Source organism: Pseudomonas juntendi, from assembly GCF_021560075.1.
GTDB lineage: Bacteria > Pseudomonadota > Gammaproteobacteria > Pseudomonadales > Pseudomonadaceae > Aquipseudomonas > Aquipseudomonas juntendi.
In genome coordinates this window covers 557340-571741 of sequence record NZ_CP091088.1, presented here as the reverse complement: position 1 = coordinate 571741, position 14402 = coordinate 557340, and the positions used below count along the sequence as shown (strand labels likewise).

At 64.1% G+C, this 14402-nt stretch carries 13 protein-coding genes and 1 riboswitch; of the genes, 12 read left to right on the top strand and 1 reads right to left on the bottom strand.

Annotation, left to right across the window (positions count from 1 at the left end; translation table 11 throughout):
- Positions 1-138: 138 nt before the first annotated feature.
- From eat to L1P09_RS02580, 8 genes are all read left to right on the top strand, one after another.
- Positions 139-1587, top strand: a complete 1449-nt coding sequence (eat, locus tag L1P09_RS02615) for an ethanolamine permease (protein ID WP_009685742.1) — start codon at positions 139-141, stop codon at positions 1585-1587.
- 46 nt (positions 1588-1633) lie between these two features.
- On the top strand, positions 1634-3028 hold the full coding sequence (locus L1P09_RS02610) for an ethanolamine ammonia-lyase subunit EutB (protein ID WP_009685741.1): 1395 nt from the start codon (positions 1634-1636) through the stop codon (positions 3026-3028).
- 8 nt (positions 3029-3036) lie between these two features.
- On the top strand, positions 3037-3855 hold the full coding sequence (eutC, locus tag L1P09_RS02605; RefSeq protein WP_054904357.1) for an ethanolamine ammonia-lyase subunit EutC: 819 nt from the start codon (positions 3037-3039) through the stop codon (positions 3853-3855).
- 108 nt (positions 3856-3963) lie between these two features.
- The gene (locus L1P09_RS02600; protein WP_029886280.1) at positions 3964-4422 is read left to right on the top strand and encodes a GNAT family N-acetyltransferase; all 459 of its coding nucleotides are present in this window, start codon (positions 3964-3966) and stop codon (positions 4420-4422) included.
- A gap of 189 nt (positions 4423-4611) precedes the next feature.
- Complete coding sequence (locus L1P09_RS02595) at positions 4612-5259, top strand: DedA family protein (RefSeq protein WP_009685738.1); 648 nt, start codon at positions 4612-4614, stop codon at positions 5257-5259.
- A gap of 9 nt (positions 5260-5268) precedes the next feature.
- The gene (locus L1P09_RS02590) at positions 5269-6084 is read left to right on the top strand and encodes a M90 family metallopeptidase (RefSeq protein ID WP_235768422.1); all 816 of its coding nucleotides are present in this window, start codon (positions 5269-5271) and stop codon (positions 6082-6084) included.
- Between the two features lie 93 nt (positions 6085-6177).
- Positions 6178-6705 carry an inorganic diphosphatase gene (ppa, locus tag L1P09_RS02585; protein ID WP_003255365.1) on the top strand — a complete coding sequence of 176 codons (528 nt, stop codon included), beginning with the start codon at positions 6178-6180 and terminating at the stop codon, positions 6703-6705.
- A gap of 176 nt (positions 6706-6881) precedes the next feature.
- Positions 6882-7583, top strand: a complete 702-nt coding sequence (locus L1P09_RS02580) for an XRE family transcriptional regulator (protein ID WP_235768420.1) — start codon at positions 6882-6884, stop codon at positions 7581-7583.
- A gap of 284 nt (positions 7584-7867) precedes the next feature.
- On the opposite strand, the gene L1P09_RS02575 is transcribed toward L1P09_RS02580, so the two are convergent.
- Complete coding sequence (locus L1P09_RS02575; RefSeq protein WP_235768418.1) at positions 7868-10045, bottom strand: TonB-dependent siderophore receptor; 2178 nt, start codon at positions 10043-10045, stop codon at positions 7868-7870.
- 181 nt (positions 10046-10226) lie between these two features.
- On the opposite strand from L1P09_RS02575, the gene L1P09_RS02570 reads away from it, so the two are divergent.
- The 4 genes from L1P09_RS02570 (at position 10227) to ribB (ending at position 14217) form a co-directional block, all read left to right on the top strand.
- Positions 10227-10919: a response regulator transcription factor gene (locus L1P09_RS02570; protein WP_029886276.1), complete on the top strand. Its 693-nt coding sequence runs from the start codon at positions 10227-10229 to the stop codon at positions 10917-10919.
- The gene (locus L1P09_RS02565) at positions 10919-12265 is read left to right on the top strand and encodes a HAMP domain-containing sensor histidine kinase (RefSeq protein WP_235768416.1); all 1347 of its coding nucleotides are present in this window, start codon (positions 10919-10921) and stop codon (positions 12263-12265) included. Before L1P09_RS02570 ends, L1P09_RS02565 begins: the two co-directional genes overlap by 1 nt.
- An 81-nt stretch (positions 12266-12346) precedes the next feature.
- Positions 12347-13249, top strand: coding sequence for an alpha/beta hydrolase (locus L1P09_RS02560; protein WP_290129230.1), 903 nt, complete (start codon positions 12347-12349; stop codon positions 13247-13249).
- A 95-nt stretch (positions 13250-13344) separates the two neighbouring features.
- A riboswitch (FMN riboswitch) is annotated at positions 13345-13486 on the top strand.
- Between the two features lie 80 nt (positions 13487-13566).
- Positions 13567-14217 (top strand): 3,4-dihydroxy-2-butanone-4-phosphate synthase, encoded by a 651-nt coding sequence (gene ribB, locus L1P09_RS02555; protein ID WP_054904362.1) that lies wholly within the window; start codon positions 13567-13569, stop codon positions 14215-14217.
- Positions 14218-14402: the final 185 nt, after the last annotated feature.

Genomic DNA, 14402 nt, shown 5'->3' with positions numbered 1-14402 from the left:
AAGCGAATCGCCCGCCGACTCGCTTTTCTCTTGCAGCTTGCAGCTTCAGTCTTGCAGCTCCCTGGCTCGCTTCCTGCAGTACCCATCACCATCGGCGCGGATCCCTTCCGCGCACCAAGAAAAACAACAGGTGAAACTATGCCAAGCGATCAATCCGCCGGCTCGCCGGCAGGCTCTTCCGTCGACTTCGAGAAGGTCGGTTCGGACTATTTCCAGCAACGTGAACTGAAAAAAGGCGCGGCCGGCTGGGTGCTGCTGGTCGGCCTGGGGGTGGCCTATGTCATTTCCGGCGACTACGCCGGCTGGAACTTCGGCCTGGCCCAAGGTGGCTGGGGCGGCATGTTCCTCGCGACCCTGCTGATGGCCACCATGTACTTGTGCATGTGCTTCTCGCTGGCCGAGCTTTCCTCGATGATCCCGACCGCTGGCGGTGGCTACGGCTTTGCCCGCAGCGCCTTCGGCCCCTGGGGCGGTTTCCTTACCGGCACGGCGATCCTCATCGAATACGCGATCGCCCCCGCCGCCATCGCGACCTTCATCGGCGCCTACTGCCAGTCGTTGTTCGGCATTGGCGGCTGGATGATCTACCTGGCGTTCTACGTGGTGTTCATCGGCATCCACATCTTCGGGGTGGGCGAAGCACTGAAGTTGATGTTCATCATCACGGCCATCGCCGCCATTGCCCTGGCGGTGTTCCTGGTGGCCATGGTGCCCCATTTTGATGCAGCCAACCTGTTCGACATCGCCAAAACGGACGCTGTCGGCGCCAGCAGCTTCCTGCCGTTCGGCTATGTCGGGGTATGGGCGGCGATCCCGTATGCCATCTGGTTCTTCCTCGCCGTCGAAGGCGTGCCTCTGGCCGCCGAAGAAACCAAGAACCCCAAGCGTGACCTGCCACGCGGCCTGATCGGCGCCATGCTGGTGCTGCTGGCCTTTGCCCTGCTGATCCTGGTGGTCGGCCCTGGCGGCGCGGGTTCCGAGGCGCTGAAAGCTTCCGGCAACCCCCTGGTCGAAGCATTGGCCAAAGCCTACGGCGGCGCTACCTGGATGGGCAGCTTCGTCAACCTGGTCGGCCTGGCCGGCCTGATCGCCAGCTTCTTCTCGATCATCTATGCCTATTCGCGGCAGATTTTCGCCCTGTCCCGCGCCGGCTACCTGCCGCGCAAGCTGTCGGAAACCAACAAGAGCAAGGCGCCGGTCATGGCCCTGGTCATTCCTGGCATCATCGGTTTTGCGCTGTCGCTGACTGGCCAGGGCGACCTGCTGATCCTGGTCGCGGTATTCGGCGCTACGCTGTCGTACGTGCTGATGATGGCCGCGCATATCACCCTGCGCATCCGCCGGCCGAAGATGGAGCGCCCGTACCGTACCCCTGGCGGCATCTTCACCTCCGGCCTGGCCCTGGTGCTGGCGTGCATCGCCGTGGTCGCCGGTTTCCTGGTGGACCCGCGCGTGGTGATTGGCGCCGCAGTGATCTATGCGGTATTAATTGCCTACTTTGCTTTCTACAGCCGCCACCACCTGGTAGCGGGCACCCCGGAAGAGGAATTCGCCGCGATCCAGCAGGCCGAAGAGGCTCTGCACTGACCGGCGCCACCCGCCGCGGGGCAACCCGCGGCTCTGGAGATTCTGTATGGCAAGTTTCGTACACACGGTCGGCCACCTGGTCTACCGCTTCGACAGCCTCAAGGATGTCATGGCCAAGGCCAGCCCGGCGCGCTCCGGGGACTACCTGGCAGGCGTTGCGGCAAGCAACGACGGCGAGCGCGTAGCCGCGCAGATGGCCTTGGCCAATATCCCGCTGACGCATTTTCTCAACGAAGCCCTGATCCCCTACGAAGCCGACGAGGTCACTCGGCTGATCATCGACAGCCATGATGCCCAGGCATTTGCGCCGGTCAGCCACCTCACCGTCGGCGGCCTGCGTGACTGGTTGCTGAGTGAAGAGGCCAACGAGGACAGCCTGCGCGCCCTGGCGCCAGGGCTGACCCCGGAAATGGCGGCGGCGGTATCGAAGATCATGCGCGTGCAGGACCTGGTGCTGGTGGCGCAAAAAATCCGTGTGGTCACCCGTTTTCGCGGCACCATGGGCCTGCGCGGGCGCCTGTCGACCCGCCTGCAGCCCAACCACCCGACGGACGAGCCGGCCGGCATTGCCGCCAGCATTCTCGACGGCCTGTTGTACGGCAACGGCGATGCCATGATCGGCATCAACCCGGCAACCGACAGCATTGCCTCGATCTGCGCCCTGCTGGAAATGCTCGATGCCATCATCCAGCGCTACGACATACCCACCCAGTCCTGCGTGCTGACCCACGTCACCACCTCCATCGAAGCGATCAACCGCGGCGTGCCGCTGGACCTGGTGTTCCAGTCCATCGCCGGTACCGAAGCGGCCAATGCCGGCTTCGGCATCAACCTGAACGTGCTGCAGGAGGGTTACGAAGCCGGCCTTTCGCTCAAGCGCGGCACCCTGGGGCAGAACCTGATGTACTTCGAAACCGGCCAGGGCAGTGCGCTGTCGGCCAATGCCCACCACGGGGTCGACCAGCAAACCTGCGAAACCCGCGCCTATGCCGTGGCCCGCCACTTCAAGCCGTTCCTGGTCAACACCGTGGTCGGTTTCATTGGCCCGGAGTACCTGTACAACGGCAAGCAGATCATCCGCGCCGGCCTCGAAGACCACTTCTGCGGCAAGCTGCTGGGCGTGCCGATGGGCTGCGACATCTGCTACACCAACCACGCCGAGGCCGACCAGGACGACATGGACACCCTGCTGACCCTGCTGGGTGTGGCCGGGATCAATTTCATCATGGGTATCCCCGGCTCCGACGACATCATGCTCAACTACCAGACCACCTCGTTCCACGACGCGCTCTACGCGCGCCAGACCCTGGGCCTGAAGCCCGGGCCGGAATTCGAGGCATGGCTGGCCCACACCGGCATCTTCACCCAGGCCGATGGCCGGGTGCGCTTCGGTGACAACCTGCCGCCGGCCTTCCGCCAGGCCTTGGCACAGCTTGCATAGGGATCACCATGGACCATCACACCCCTACCCCTGAAAACCCTTGGCTGGCCCTGCGCACGCTGACCCCGGCGCGTATCGCCCTGGGCCGCAGCGGTACCAGCCTGCCGACCGGGGCGCAACTGGACTTCCAGTTCGCCCATGCCCAGGCCCGTGATGCCGTGCACCTGGCGTTCGACCACGCTGGCCTGGCTACCCAGCTGGCTGAACGCGGCCGCGAAAGCCTGGTGCTGCACAGCGCCGCCAGCGACCGCCACGAATATCTGCAACGGCCCGACCTGGGCCGGCGCCTGAACGAAGCATCGGTCGCCACCCTGCGCCAGCACGCCCAGGCCAACCCAGGCGGGGTCGACCTGGCCATCGTGGTTGCCGATGGCCTATCGGCGCTTGCCGTGCACCGGCATACCTTGCCGTTGCTGAGCCGGTTCGAGGAACAGGCCGCCGCCGACGGCTGGACCAGCGCACCGGTGGTGCTGGTGCAGCAGGGCCGCGTGGCAGTGGCCGATGAGGTGGGTGAACTGCTGGGCGCTCGCATGACAGTAATGCTGATCGGCGAGCGGCCCGGGCTCAGTTCGCCCGACAGCCTGGGGCTGTATTTCACCTATGCGCCAAAGGTCGGCCTGACCGATGCCTACCGCAACTGCATTTCCAACGTACGCCTGGAGGGCTTGAGTTATGGCATGGCCGCACACCGCCTGCTGTACCTGATGCGTGAAGCCTGCCGGCGCCAGCTGTCGGGGGTGAATCTGAAGGACGAAGCCGAGGTCCATAGCATCGACAGCGAACATGGCCCCGCGCAGCGAGGCAACTTCCTGCTTGGCGAGGGCTGAACACCCTGTCATGCAAAGCGGATTGCGCCGCGGGCCGGGCTTGGGGCAGCATGCCCTCGAAGCTGCTGGCAATCCGCTGTTTTCCCTAATGGACTCTGAGGGCCGCACATGCGCATCATCAAGGCAAAACTGGAACACCTCGACCTGTTGACGCCTATGTTCGTCAAATACCGTGAATTCTATGGGCAACTGCCCTATCCCGACAGCTCGCGCAGCTTCCTGGAAAAACGCCTGCAGCGGGACGAATCGGTGATCTACCTGGCACTCCCCGATGATGACGACAACAAGCTGCTGGGCTTCTGCCAGTTGTACCCGAGCTACTCGTCGCTGTCGCTGAAGCGGGTATGGATCCTCAACGATATCTACGTGGCCGAAGACTCCAGGCGCATGCTGGTAGCAGACCACCTGATGCGCGAAGCGAAGAAAATGGCCAAGGACACCAACGCCGTGCGCATGCGGGTGTCCACAAGCAGCAACAATGACACGGCGCACAAGACCTACGAGTCCATCGGTTTTCGTGAAGATACCGAGTTCAAGAGCTACATTCTGCCCATCAACCCGGATTGACCTGCGTCCGCCCCTGCGCGGGCAAGCCCACCCAGGGGCGGATACGGCACTACCGCGTGCAGTAACCCCCCGCTACAAACTCCCCGGGCATGATCGTCACTTAGCCGTATAATGGCCGGCCTGTCATGTGTGAAAATTTACCGATCCGCCGGTAAACCGAGCCTACGCCCAAGAACACAGGTGCTGTACATGGATTTCAACCCGCTCGACCTTATCCTGCATCTCGATGCCTACCTCGATTTGCTGGTCACCAATTACGGCCCCTGGATCTACGCCATCCTGTTTACCGTGATCTTCTGTGAAACCGGGCTGGTGGTGATGCCCTTCCTGCCGGGCGATTCGTTGCTGTTCATCGCCGGCGCCGTAGCCGCAGGGGGCGGCATGGACCCGGTCTTGCTGGCCGGCCTGCTGATGGCTGCTGCAATCATGGGCGACAGCACCAACTACGTGATCGGGCGCACGGCAGGCGAGCGTTTGTTCAACAACCCCAATTCGAAGATCTTCCGTCGCGATTACCTGCAGCGGACCCACGACTTCTACGAGCGCCACGGCGGCAAGACCGTGACCATGGCGCGCTTCCTGCCCATTCTGCGCACCTTCGCCCCGTTCGTGGCCGGTATTGCCCACATGCATTACCCGCGCTTCCTGGGCTTCAGCGTGGCCGGCTCGTTGCTGTGGGTAGGTGGCCTGGTCACCTTGGGCTACTTCTTCGGTAACGTGCCGTTCATCAAGCAACACCTGTCGCTGATGGTAGTGGGCATCATCATCCTGTCGTTGGTCCCGATGATCCTCGGCCTGCTGCGTACCCGCCTGGGCCGCGCAGCCAAGGCGCACTGACCGGCCAGCATGTGGTCGTTCCGCGCCTGGCGGCGCAAGCGGGCCTTGGCACGCTACCCGATCACGCCACAGCAATGGCAGGCCGTACGCGAATGCCTGCCGATGCTGGACGGCATCACCGACGAAGAAGACCACCGGCTGCGCGAAGCCTGCATCCTGTTCCTGCTCGACAAGCACCTCACGTGCCTGCCGGGCGTTGAACTGGGCGACCAGCAGCGGCTGCTGCTCGCCGCCCAGGCGCAACTGCCACTGCTGCACCTGGGCGAACTGAACTGGTACCAGGGCTTTCACGAAATCGTGCTCTACCCCGACGACTTCAAGAGCCCGCAGCGCCACCGCGATGCCAGTGGCGTGGAGCACGTGTGGGACGGCGAGCACAGTGGCGAGGCCTGGCAGCAGGGCCCGATCATCCTGGCCTGGAACGGCGTACTGGCCAGTGGCGGCTGGGAGGCCTACAACCTGGTCATCCACGAACTGGCGCACAAGCTCGACATGCTCAATGGCGATGCCAACGGCCTGCCGCCGCTGCACAGCGGCATGCCCGTGGCCGAGTGGGCCACCGCCATGCAACAGGCCTACGACGACCTCAACCGCCAGCTCGATGCCAACCCCGACGCCGAAACCGCCATCGACCCCTATGCGGCAGAGAACCCCGCCGAGTTTTTTGCCGTCACCAGCGAATACTTCTTTAGTGCCCCCGACCTGCTCCATCAGGCCTATCCATTGGTCTATCAGCAGTTGGCGCTGTTCTACCGGCAAGACCCGCTGGCGCGCCTGCGCCGGCTTCAGGCCGAGCACCCCGACTACCGCGAAAGCCACGCCTGACGCGGCCGCACATCAGGCCAGGCGTGGCATGCCCCGGCAGAATGTGCCTATAATCGCCGCCACTTTTTTGGTCAAACATGGGGGCACTGCCCAATGAGCTACAGCAAGATTCCGGCGGGCAAAGACCTGCCGAACGACATCTACGTCGCCATCGAGATCCCGGCCAACCACGCGCCGATCAAATACGAGATCGACAAGGACAGCGACACGCTGTTCGTCGACCGCTTCATGGCTACCCCGATGTTCTACCCAGCCAACTATGGCTTCATCCCGAACACCCTGGCGGACGACGGTGATCCGCTCGACGTGCTGGTCGTTACCCCGTACCCGGTCGCCCCAGGCTCGGTTATCCGCGCCCGCCCGGTTGGCGTACTGAACATGACCGACGACGGCGGCGGCGACGCCAAGGTCATCGCGGTTCCTCACGACAAGCTGTCGCAGCTGTACGTCGACGTGAAGGAATACACCGACCTGCCAGCCCTGCTGATTCAGCAGATCGAGCACTTCTTTGCCAACTACAAAGACCTCGAGAAGGGCAAGTGGGTCAAGATCGAAGGCTGGGAAGGCGCTGACGCTGCCCGTGCCGCGATCACCAAATCGGTCGCTGCCTACAAGGGCTGATACCGGTTGCAGGAAGAACCCCGCCATGGCGGGGTTTTTTTATGGCCAATCGCTGTACTCGGCGAATACTCCTACACAGCCCTACAGCTGTGCCCTACAACCAGCCACTTTTCATACAAGCCCCGTCAACATCAAGTTGATATCCTTGCTGGCACCGCGCCGCTACACTCGCTGGCATGAAGACCTCCGGTGACCGCCTCAGGGCCCTGCTTCACGAATGCGGCCTTACCCCTTCCGATTTCGCTGCCCAACGCGGCGTCACACCGCAGCACGTCAACAATTGGGTCAAGCGCGGCGTGCCCCTGGCACGGCTGGACGAAATGGCAGACCTGTTCTGTGTGCATCGCCGCTGGCTGCACACGGGCGAAGGGCCCAAGCACCCCAGCCCGATCCTGCGCAACGCCCGGCCGCGAAAGTTGCACACGCCTGCGCCGTCCCCGCTGCTGGTGGACCATGGCCGGCTGGTCAAGGTGCCGTACTACGAACTGCATGACGGCCTGCTCAGCCCAGTCGCCAGCAAACACCTGCGCCTGCCGGCAAAAGCGCTGCAGGGGTTGGGGGTTCGGGCCGACGATGCAATCAGCGTGACGATGCCCGACAGCAACATGCTGCCGCTGATCCCGCAGGAGGCGGTGCTGGTGATCGACGTGAGCATGACCCAGGTGTTCCAGGGCGAAACCTACGCCTTGCTGCACAACGGCGCGCTGCGGGTGAATACCCTCAGCCTCGGCCAACATGGCACGCTGTACCTGCACAGCCATGACCGGCGCAACTATGCGGTTGAGCGCTATACCCCGGCGCAGCGCCAGGCGCAGGGCCTGGAAGTGCTTGGCTGGGTGTTCCACTGGTCGTATTTTCGCCAGCAGCGGCCCGGTTGAAACACCCTGTGCCATTTTTTGCTGGGCATCCAGAGCGTGCCCTTGTATGCTACGCCGCACATTCAGCCCCGACCGGCGCAAGCCGCAGTCCAGAGGGCTCGGCGACATCTCACACGGGTGTCTGCCATCTCTTCCAGGCCCTTGTGGCCACACAGTTAAGGCGATTGCGGCTTACCATAAATTAGTCGGAAGCGTCCCCGAGAAGCCGGCCACAAGCCGGCTTTTTAATGCCCCCGCATACTCGCCCGCCCGCCCGGGCAGAGCGCTTTCAGCCAGAGCAACCCTCAGAAGTCATAGCGCGCGCCCACCATCATGCTGCGCGACGGCCCATAGAAGTTGAAGGTCGACGTCGAGCCCACGCGCGACAAGTAATCGCGGTCGAACAGGTTGTTGACGTTGAATGTGGCGGTCAGCTGCGAAGTGACCGGGTACGACAGCATCGCATCCACCGTGGCATACCCTGGCGCATCGATGCGCACGCCACCGTTCTCGGCGTAAAAGTTGCTCATCGCCGAAATACCGCCCCCGATTGCCAGGCCGCTCAACGGGCCTCGGCTGATGGTGTACTTGCTCCACAATGAGGCCTGGTTGCGCGGCATGATGAAGAACGTGGTCTCGGCATCGCCCTCGACGGTTTCGGTTTCCATCCAGGTGTAGCCGGCCAGCAGTTCCCAGTTCGGTGTCAGCTTGCCGCTTACTTCCACTTCCGCGCCCTTGACCCGGGTTTTACCGGCGGCTACCGAGTCGGTGGTCGCCACGCCATCGGCGTCGTACAGGGTGGTAGCACGGTGCTTGTCGGTCAGGCGGAATACCGACAACCGCGTGTTCAGGTCGCCCCCAAAGTAGCTGCTTTTCAAGCCGAATTCATACTGCTCGCCTTCCCGGGGCTTCAACACCCGGCCGCTGCTGTCGGTGGCTGACTGCGGCTTGAACACCTGCGAATAACTGGCGTACAGCGCGTGGGTGTCGGTGAGGTCGTAGACCACGCCGCCGTAGGGGGTGAAGTGGCCGTCGACGCGCTTGCTGTCGTTGGTGCTGGCGCCACTGCCGAGGGTGGTGGTGTAGAAGTCACCGCGGTACCAGCTGAAACGCCCACCGGCGATCAACGCCAGGCGCTCGACGGGGCGGAAGGTAACCTTGGAGTACAGGCCATATTCCTCTTCCTGCATACCGGTTTCGGTGCTGTAGTTGGGCGACGGCTTGGCAAACTGCTTTGGCGAGTAGGTGTTGACGTTGATGGCGCCCAGGTTGGTCGTGCCATTGAGGTACTCGGTGTCGTAGTTCTTGTAGTCGCTGCCGACCACGAACTCGCTGACCTGGCCGAAGGTCTCGAACGGCTGGCTGTAGCTGGCGTCCAGCGAGTAGGTGTCCTGCGTGAAATCGCGGGCGCTGGCACGCTCGGAATTGCCACCGGTAGTGGCGTTGGTGGCGGTGAAGGCGTACAGGTACTGGGTGTCGCGGTGGGAGCCACGGGCGGCAATACGGCCGTAACCGCCGTTGTCGAAGCGGTGGGTCAGTTCGGCGACCAGGTCGGTGGTCTTGCCGTCGAAGTAGTTCCAGTCGGCCCCGAGGAAGCGTGAATGGCTGAAGTCGGGCACCTCACCCGACAAGGTGGCCGGGTAGCCATTATGCGGGGTGATGTTCTTCACTTCGTGCATCAGGCCGAACGACACGGCAGTAGCGTCGCTCAGGTCGATGTCCAGGGCACCATAGTAGCTATTGCTGGTGTTGGCGTTGTAGTCGACCTCGCCATTGGTGTCATCACGCGAAGCGATGAAGCGCCCACGCACACGACCCGCATCGTCCAGCGGCCCGCTCAGGTCGAGTTCTTCGTGGTTGGTGTCCCATGTGCCATAGCTGCCTTCGACGTGGCCCTGGAACTCGGCGGTGGGGCGCTTGCGCACCATGTTCACGATGCCGCCCAGCTCGCTGGTGCTGCTGAACAGCCCCGCCGGGCCGCGCATGATTTCGACCCGGTCGAACGCTGCCAACGACGGCACAGTACCGAAGATGCTGGCCATGGGCGCCGGTAGCCCGTCGATATTGAACTCGCTGTACTCGTAGCCACGGGCATAGATGGACGAGCGGCCACTGTCGTTGGTCAGGGTCCGCAGGCCGGCGGTGTACTTGGCCAGGTCATCCAGGTGCACGAACTGGCGATCCTTGACGTAATCCTGGGTGTACACGGTGATCGACTGCGGGATGTCCTTGAGCGCCGCCGGGGTCTTGGTGCCCACGGTTGCAGCATCGACACTGTAGCCGCCGGTTTGCTCCGAAGGCAGCATGTCGTACAGGCGGTTGCCCTCGATGGTCAGTGCCGGCAGGTCGAGCGAGTTGCCACCACCGGCCGCCTGCGTCGCTACCGTTTCAGCCAGTGCCGACACCGAAAAGGGCGCCAGCAGCCCTACTACCAGCCAGCCCCGAACCCGTCGCGGGCCCCCCACACTGTTCAAACCGCTCATGACACACCCTTGCCCAATTGATAATAATTCGCAAACGACAGAAATTGCTTTTTGCGGAAGATACCGGAGCGAAAACCGGGGTGCAGCATGATTAACCTTCTTAACACATTGCGGCGTTGCCCTCGCCCCACGGTCAATGGGATGATGGCTAACTGATAGAAATTCTCATTCAAGGCTCAACGTGCCCACCTCACTGCTCCTTGCCGAAGACGACCCACGCCTGCGCCAGGACCTGGAACGCCATTTCCTCAACCGTGGGTTTCAGGTGCTGGCCTGCGCCAATGGCAGCCAGGCCCTGAATGCCATACGGCAATCACGCTTCGACCTGGTTTTGCTGGACATCATGCTGCCGGGCATCGACGGCCTCAGCCTGCTGGACGAACTGCGCCACCAGCAAGCGGTGCCAGTGATGCTGATGTCGGCGCTGGGGGCCGAACAGGATCGCATCAGTGGCTTCACCCGGGGCGCGGACGATTACCTGCCCAAGCCGTTCAGCCTGGCCGAACTCGACGCCCGGGTCGATGCCCTGCTGCGGCGCGTGGCGCTCGACCGCGGGCCGGCGTTGCGGGCCGATGGGGGGGCAGTGATGCTGGACCATGAACGCCAGGACGCCCTTCACCAAGGCAGGCCTGCCGGGCTGACCGCATCCGAATTCCGCCTACTGGCCACGCTGCGGGCTCACCCCGGCGAGGCCTTGAGCAAACCTTTCCTCTACCAGACCGTGCTGCACCGCGCCTACACGCGCCTGGACCGTGGCCTGGATGTGCATGTGTGCAACTTGCGCCGCAAGCTGGCCGACATCAGCGCCCAGCACTTGCAGATCCAGGCGGTCAGGGGCCAAGGGTACATCCTGATAGACACGGACCAGCCCTGATGCGGCGGCACCCCCTGCTGTGGAAACTGGCCCTGTTGCAGGTCGGTTTCTGTCTGCTGCTGACCTGGCTGATCTGGACCTGGGGGCTGTCGGTGGAACGCAGTACCTACTTCCTGTCGCCGGCTGACCAGCAATACCTGGCGCGCTACGCGCAACAGGCCGAACACGCCTGGAACCAAGGCGGCGCCACGGGCGCCGAAGCCTGGCGCAGGCAGCTGCAACGTACCGAAGGCACCTGGGCAGCCTTGATCGGCCCCCACCTGCAAAGCCTGGGCACCACGCCACTGAGCGCCGAGGAGGCCAGCCACCTTACCTTCATGCGCAAGCTGAACTGGCCCATGAGCCGGCGCCTGCAGGACGAACTGCCGTACGTCAGTATCGCGTTCCCGCAACACCCCGAAAACGGCCGGCTGGTGATGCAATTACCCGAACGCCTGCTACCCACTGGCCTTACACCCTGGACCCACCTGATCACCCATGGGGTCGCCCCCACCCTGCTTGCCCTGTTGCTGGGCCTGGCCCTGTACCGCCATCTGGTAGTTCCCCTGAACCGCCTGCGGGACCGGGCCGACGCCTTGCGCGCCGACGACCTCGACAGCCCCGCGCTGCCGTTGCAGGAGCGCCGCGATGAGCTGGGTGAGCTGGCCCAAGCCTTCGAGCACATGGCGGTACGCCTGCGCCAGAGCCTGGAGCAACAGCGCCTGCTGCTGCGTACGCTGTCCCACGAGCTGCGTACGCCGTTGGCGCGGCTGCGCATCGCCCATGACAGCGACTTGCCGCCGCCGCAGTTGCGCGAGCGCCTGGACCGCGAAGTCGCCGACATGCAAAAGCTGCTGGAGGACACCCTGGACCTGGCCTGGCTGGACACCGAACAGCCCAGCCTGCCGACCGAGCCGGTGCTGATGGTGGCCGTCTGGGAAGCCTTGTGCCAGGACGCCTGTTTCGAAAGTGGCTGGGCGCCAAGCCGCCTGCCTTGTTCGTTGGGCACCGCGTGCCGGGTGCAGGCCAACCTCGACAGCCTGGCCCAGGCCCTGGAAAACCTGATCCGCAATGCCGTTCGCCACTCGCCCGCCGAAGGCCGGGTCAGCCTGGATGGCTGGCGCGAGGGGGATTACTGGCACCTGCGCCTGAGTGACCAGGGGCCGGGGGTCGCGCACGCCGACCTGGAGCGCATCTTCCAGCCTTACCAGCGGCTGACCGAAAGTGGCGCTGGCTTTGGCCTGGGCCTGGCCATCGCCCGCCGCGCCATCGAACTGCAGGGTGGCCGCTTGTGGGCCAGCAATGCCCACCCTGGCCTATGCCTGCACATGACCTTGCCGGCGGCCCGGGACTGTTTAGAAAGTTAATGCGCTTTACCCTCAATCAGGACTGATTATCATCCTGCTGTTCCCGCTTTGCGCGCCTGCAAACCCCTGAAGAGATGCCTGATGAGCAAGTTGACCCTGGCCGTGACGATGGCACTGTGCCTGGCACAGCCGCTTGCTGCTCATGTTGCCCTTGCGCAGCCCGACCATGAGCAGAAGATGGACACCTCACTGCTGCAGCGCCATGACCTGGCCTACCGCTTCACTCAGCTCGACCTGGACTCGGCCGACGGCCAGCGGCATTACCGGCTGTGGGTCGGCAAACCGAACCAGCCGGCGCCAGCGGCGGGCTACCCGGTGCTGTGGATGCTCGATGGCAATGCCGCGCTGGGGGCACTGGATGGCCAGCAACTGGGCCGGCTTGCCGCAGGGCAGGCGCCATTGCTGGTGGCGGTGGGGTACCAGACCGAGCAGCGTATCGACCGTGCCGGGCGCACCCGGGATTACACCCCGGCGGTGCCTGGCCAGGCTGAGCAGCTTGACCCACTGACCGGAGCGCCCAGTGGCGGTGCCGACGTTTTCCTGGACCTGCTGACCGGGCGCATGCGTGCGATGGTGGCAGATGTGGCACCGATCGACCTGCAACGGCAGACATTGTGGGGGCATTCCTATGGCGGGCTGGCCGTTTTGCATGCGCTTTTCACCCGGCCTTGCTCATTCAGCGACTATGCGGCTGCCAGCCCTTCGCTATGGTGGCACGACGGCGCGATCGCGGGTGAGGCGCAGGGGCTCGAACAGCGCCTGGGAAGCAGCCGGCCGCGGCTGTTGCTGATGCGTGGCAGTGAAGAGCCGGCGAACCCGCGCACGCAGGTGCAAGGCGATGTCGAGCGGCCGGCGCGTGAGCTGGTGGCAAGCCTGGCCAGGGTGCCAGGCTTGCAGGTTCGTTTCGAGCGGTTTGCCGGGTTGGGGCATGGGCCAATGTTGCCGGCCTCGCTGAAGCAGGTGATTGATGGGATGTCGCGGTAAGCCTGTCAGCACCTTCCACAACGCCCGCCCCACGCTACCGCCAAAGGTCGTAGAACCGCGGCTTGCCAGCGGGGTGGCCACGTGCGGTATGCTGTGGCGGTCTTCAGGGCGGGGTGAAAGTCCCCACCGGCGGTAAATCGAAAGATGAGCCCGCGAGCGCCCCGGCCATGCCGGGGGTCAGCAGATCTGGTGCAACTCCAGAGCCGACGGTCATAGTCCGGATGAAAGAAGGCGTCAGGCGGGGGCCATCCGGGCGCCCCTGCGCACGCATTTTGTTCGCCCCGAGACGTTCATCGATCATTCACGAGGAGCGTTTCATGTCCACCCAGCACCACGCGCACTACCCCAATGTTTCCGCCGCCATCGCCGCCTTCAAGGCTGGGCGCCCTGTCCTGTTGCTGGACGATGACGACCGCGAAGACGAGGCGGACATCATTGCCGCCGCCGAAAACATTACGCTGCAAACCATGGCCATGATGATTCGCGATTGCAGCGGTATCGTCTGCCTGTGCCTGGACGAAGCCACCGTCGATGCGTTGCAGCTGGCGCCCATGGTGCAGAACAACCAGGCCCGCCATGGCACCGGCTTCACCGTCACCATCGAGGCGGCCGAAGGGATCACCACCGGGGTTTCTGCCCAGGACCGCCTCACCACCATTGCTGCGGCACTGCGTTCCAGCGCCGAACAGCGTCATATCGTCAGCCCGGGGCATGTATTCCCGCTGCGTGCGCGCAATGGCGGCGTGCTGGCCCGCCGTGGGCATACCGAAGGCTCGGTGGACCTGGCCCGCCTTGCCGGCCTGCGCCCGGCGGCGGTGCTGTGCGAACTGATGAACCCGGACGGGACCATGGCCCGTGGCGAACAGGTGGCAGTGTACGCGCGGCAGTACAATTTGCCGGTGCTGACCATCGAAGAGCTGGCGCGGTACCGGGAGGCGATGGTGGCGCTGGAAGCCGAGCCGGCCTGATAAGCCACTTTGGGGCAATTCGCGGGCACGCCCGCTCCCACAGGTATGGCGCAGCGCTTGAAGGCTGTGATGGACCTGTGGGAGCGGGCGTGCCCGCGAAAGGGCCTGTGAAACCAACCTCACGGCCCCGGAAGTTTGCTCCCCCCGCCCCGCTCTGCTAGTGTCGCGCCGTTCTGAATGCCTCC

Bases quoted from the DNA above. Each gene is read 5' to 3' on its own strand.
- eutC (WP_054904357.1), top strand. From the start codon at position 3,037: ATGGACCATCACACCCCTACCCCTGAAAACCCTTGGCTGGCCCTGCGC.
- eat (WP_009685742.1), top strand. From the start codon at position 139: ATGCCAAGCGATCAATCCGCCGGCTCGCCGGCAGGCTCTTCCGTCGAC.
- ribB (WP_054904362.1), top strand. From the start codon at position 13,567: ATGTCCACCCAGCACCACGCGCACTACCCCAATGTTTCCGCCGCCATC.
- L1P09_RS02575 (WP_235768418.1), bottom strand. From the start codon at position 10,045: ATGAGCGGTTTGAACAGTGTGGGGGGCCCGCGACGGGTTCGGGGCTGG.
- L1P09_RS02565 (WP_235768416.1), top strand. From the start codon at position 10,919: ATGCGGCGGCACCCCCTGCTGTGGAAACTGGCCCTGTTGCAGGTCGGT.
- L1P09_RS02600 (WP_029886280.1), top strand. From the start codon at position 3,964: ATGCGCATCATCAAGGCAAAACTGGAACACCTCGACCTGTTGACGCCT.
- L1P09_RS02590 (WP_235768422.1), top strand. From the start codon at position 5,269: ATGTGGTCGTTCCGCGCCTGGCGGCGCAAGCGGGCCTTGGCACGCTAC.
- L1P09_RS02610 (WP_009685741.1), top strand. From the start codon at position 1,634: ATGGCAAGTTTCGTACACACGGTCGGCCACCTGGTCTACCGCTTCGAC.
- L1P09_RS02580 (WP_235768420.1), top strand. From the start codon at position 6,882: ATGAAGACCTCCGGTGACCGCCTCAGGGCCCTGCTTCACGAATGCGGC.
- ppa (WP_003255365.1), top strand. From the start codon at position 6,178: ATGAGCTACAGCAAGATTCCGGCGGGCAAAGACCTGCCGAACGACATC.
- L1P09_RS02560 (WP_290129230.1), top strand. From the start codon at position 12,347: ATGAGCAAGTTGACCCTGGCCGTGACGATGGCACTGTGCCTGGCACAG.
- L1P09_RS02595 (WP_009685738.1), top strand. From the start codon at position 4,612: ATGGATTTCAACCCGCTCGACCTTATCCTGCATCTCGATGCCTACCTC.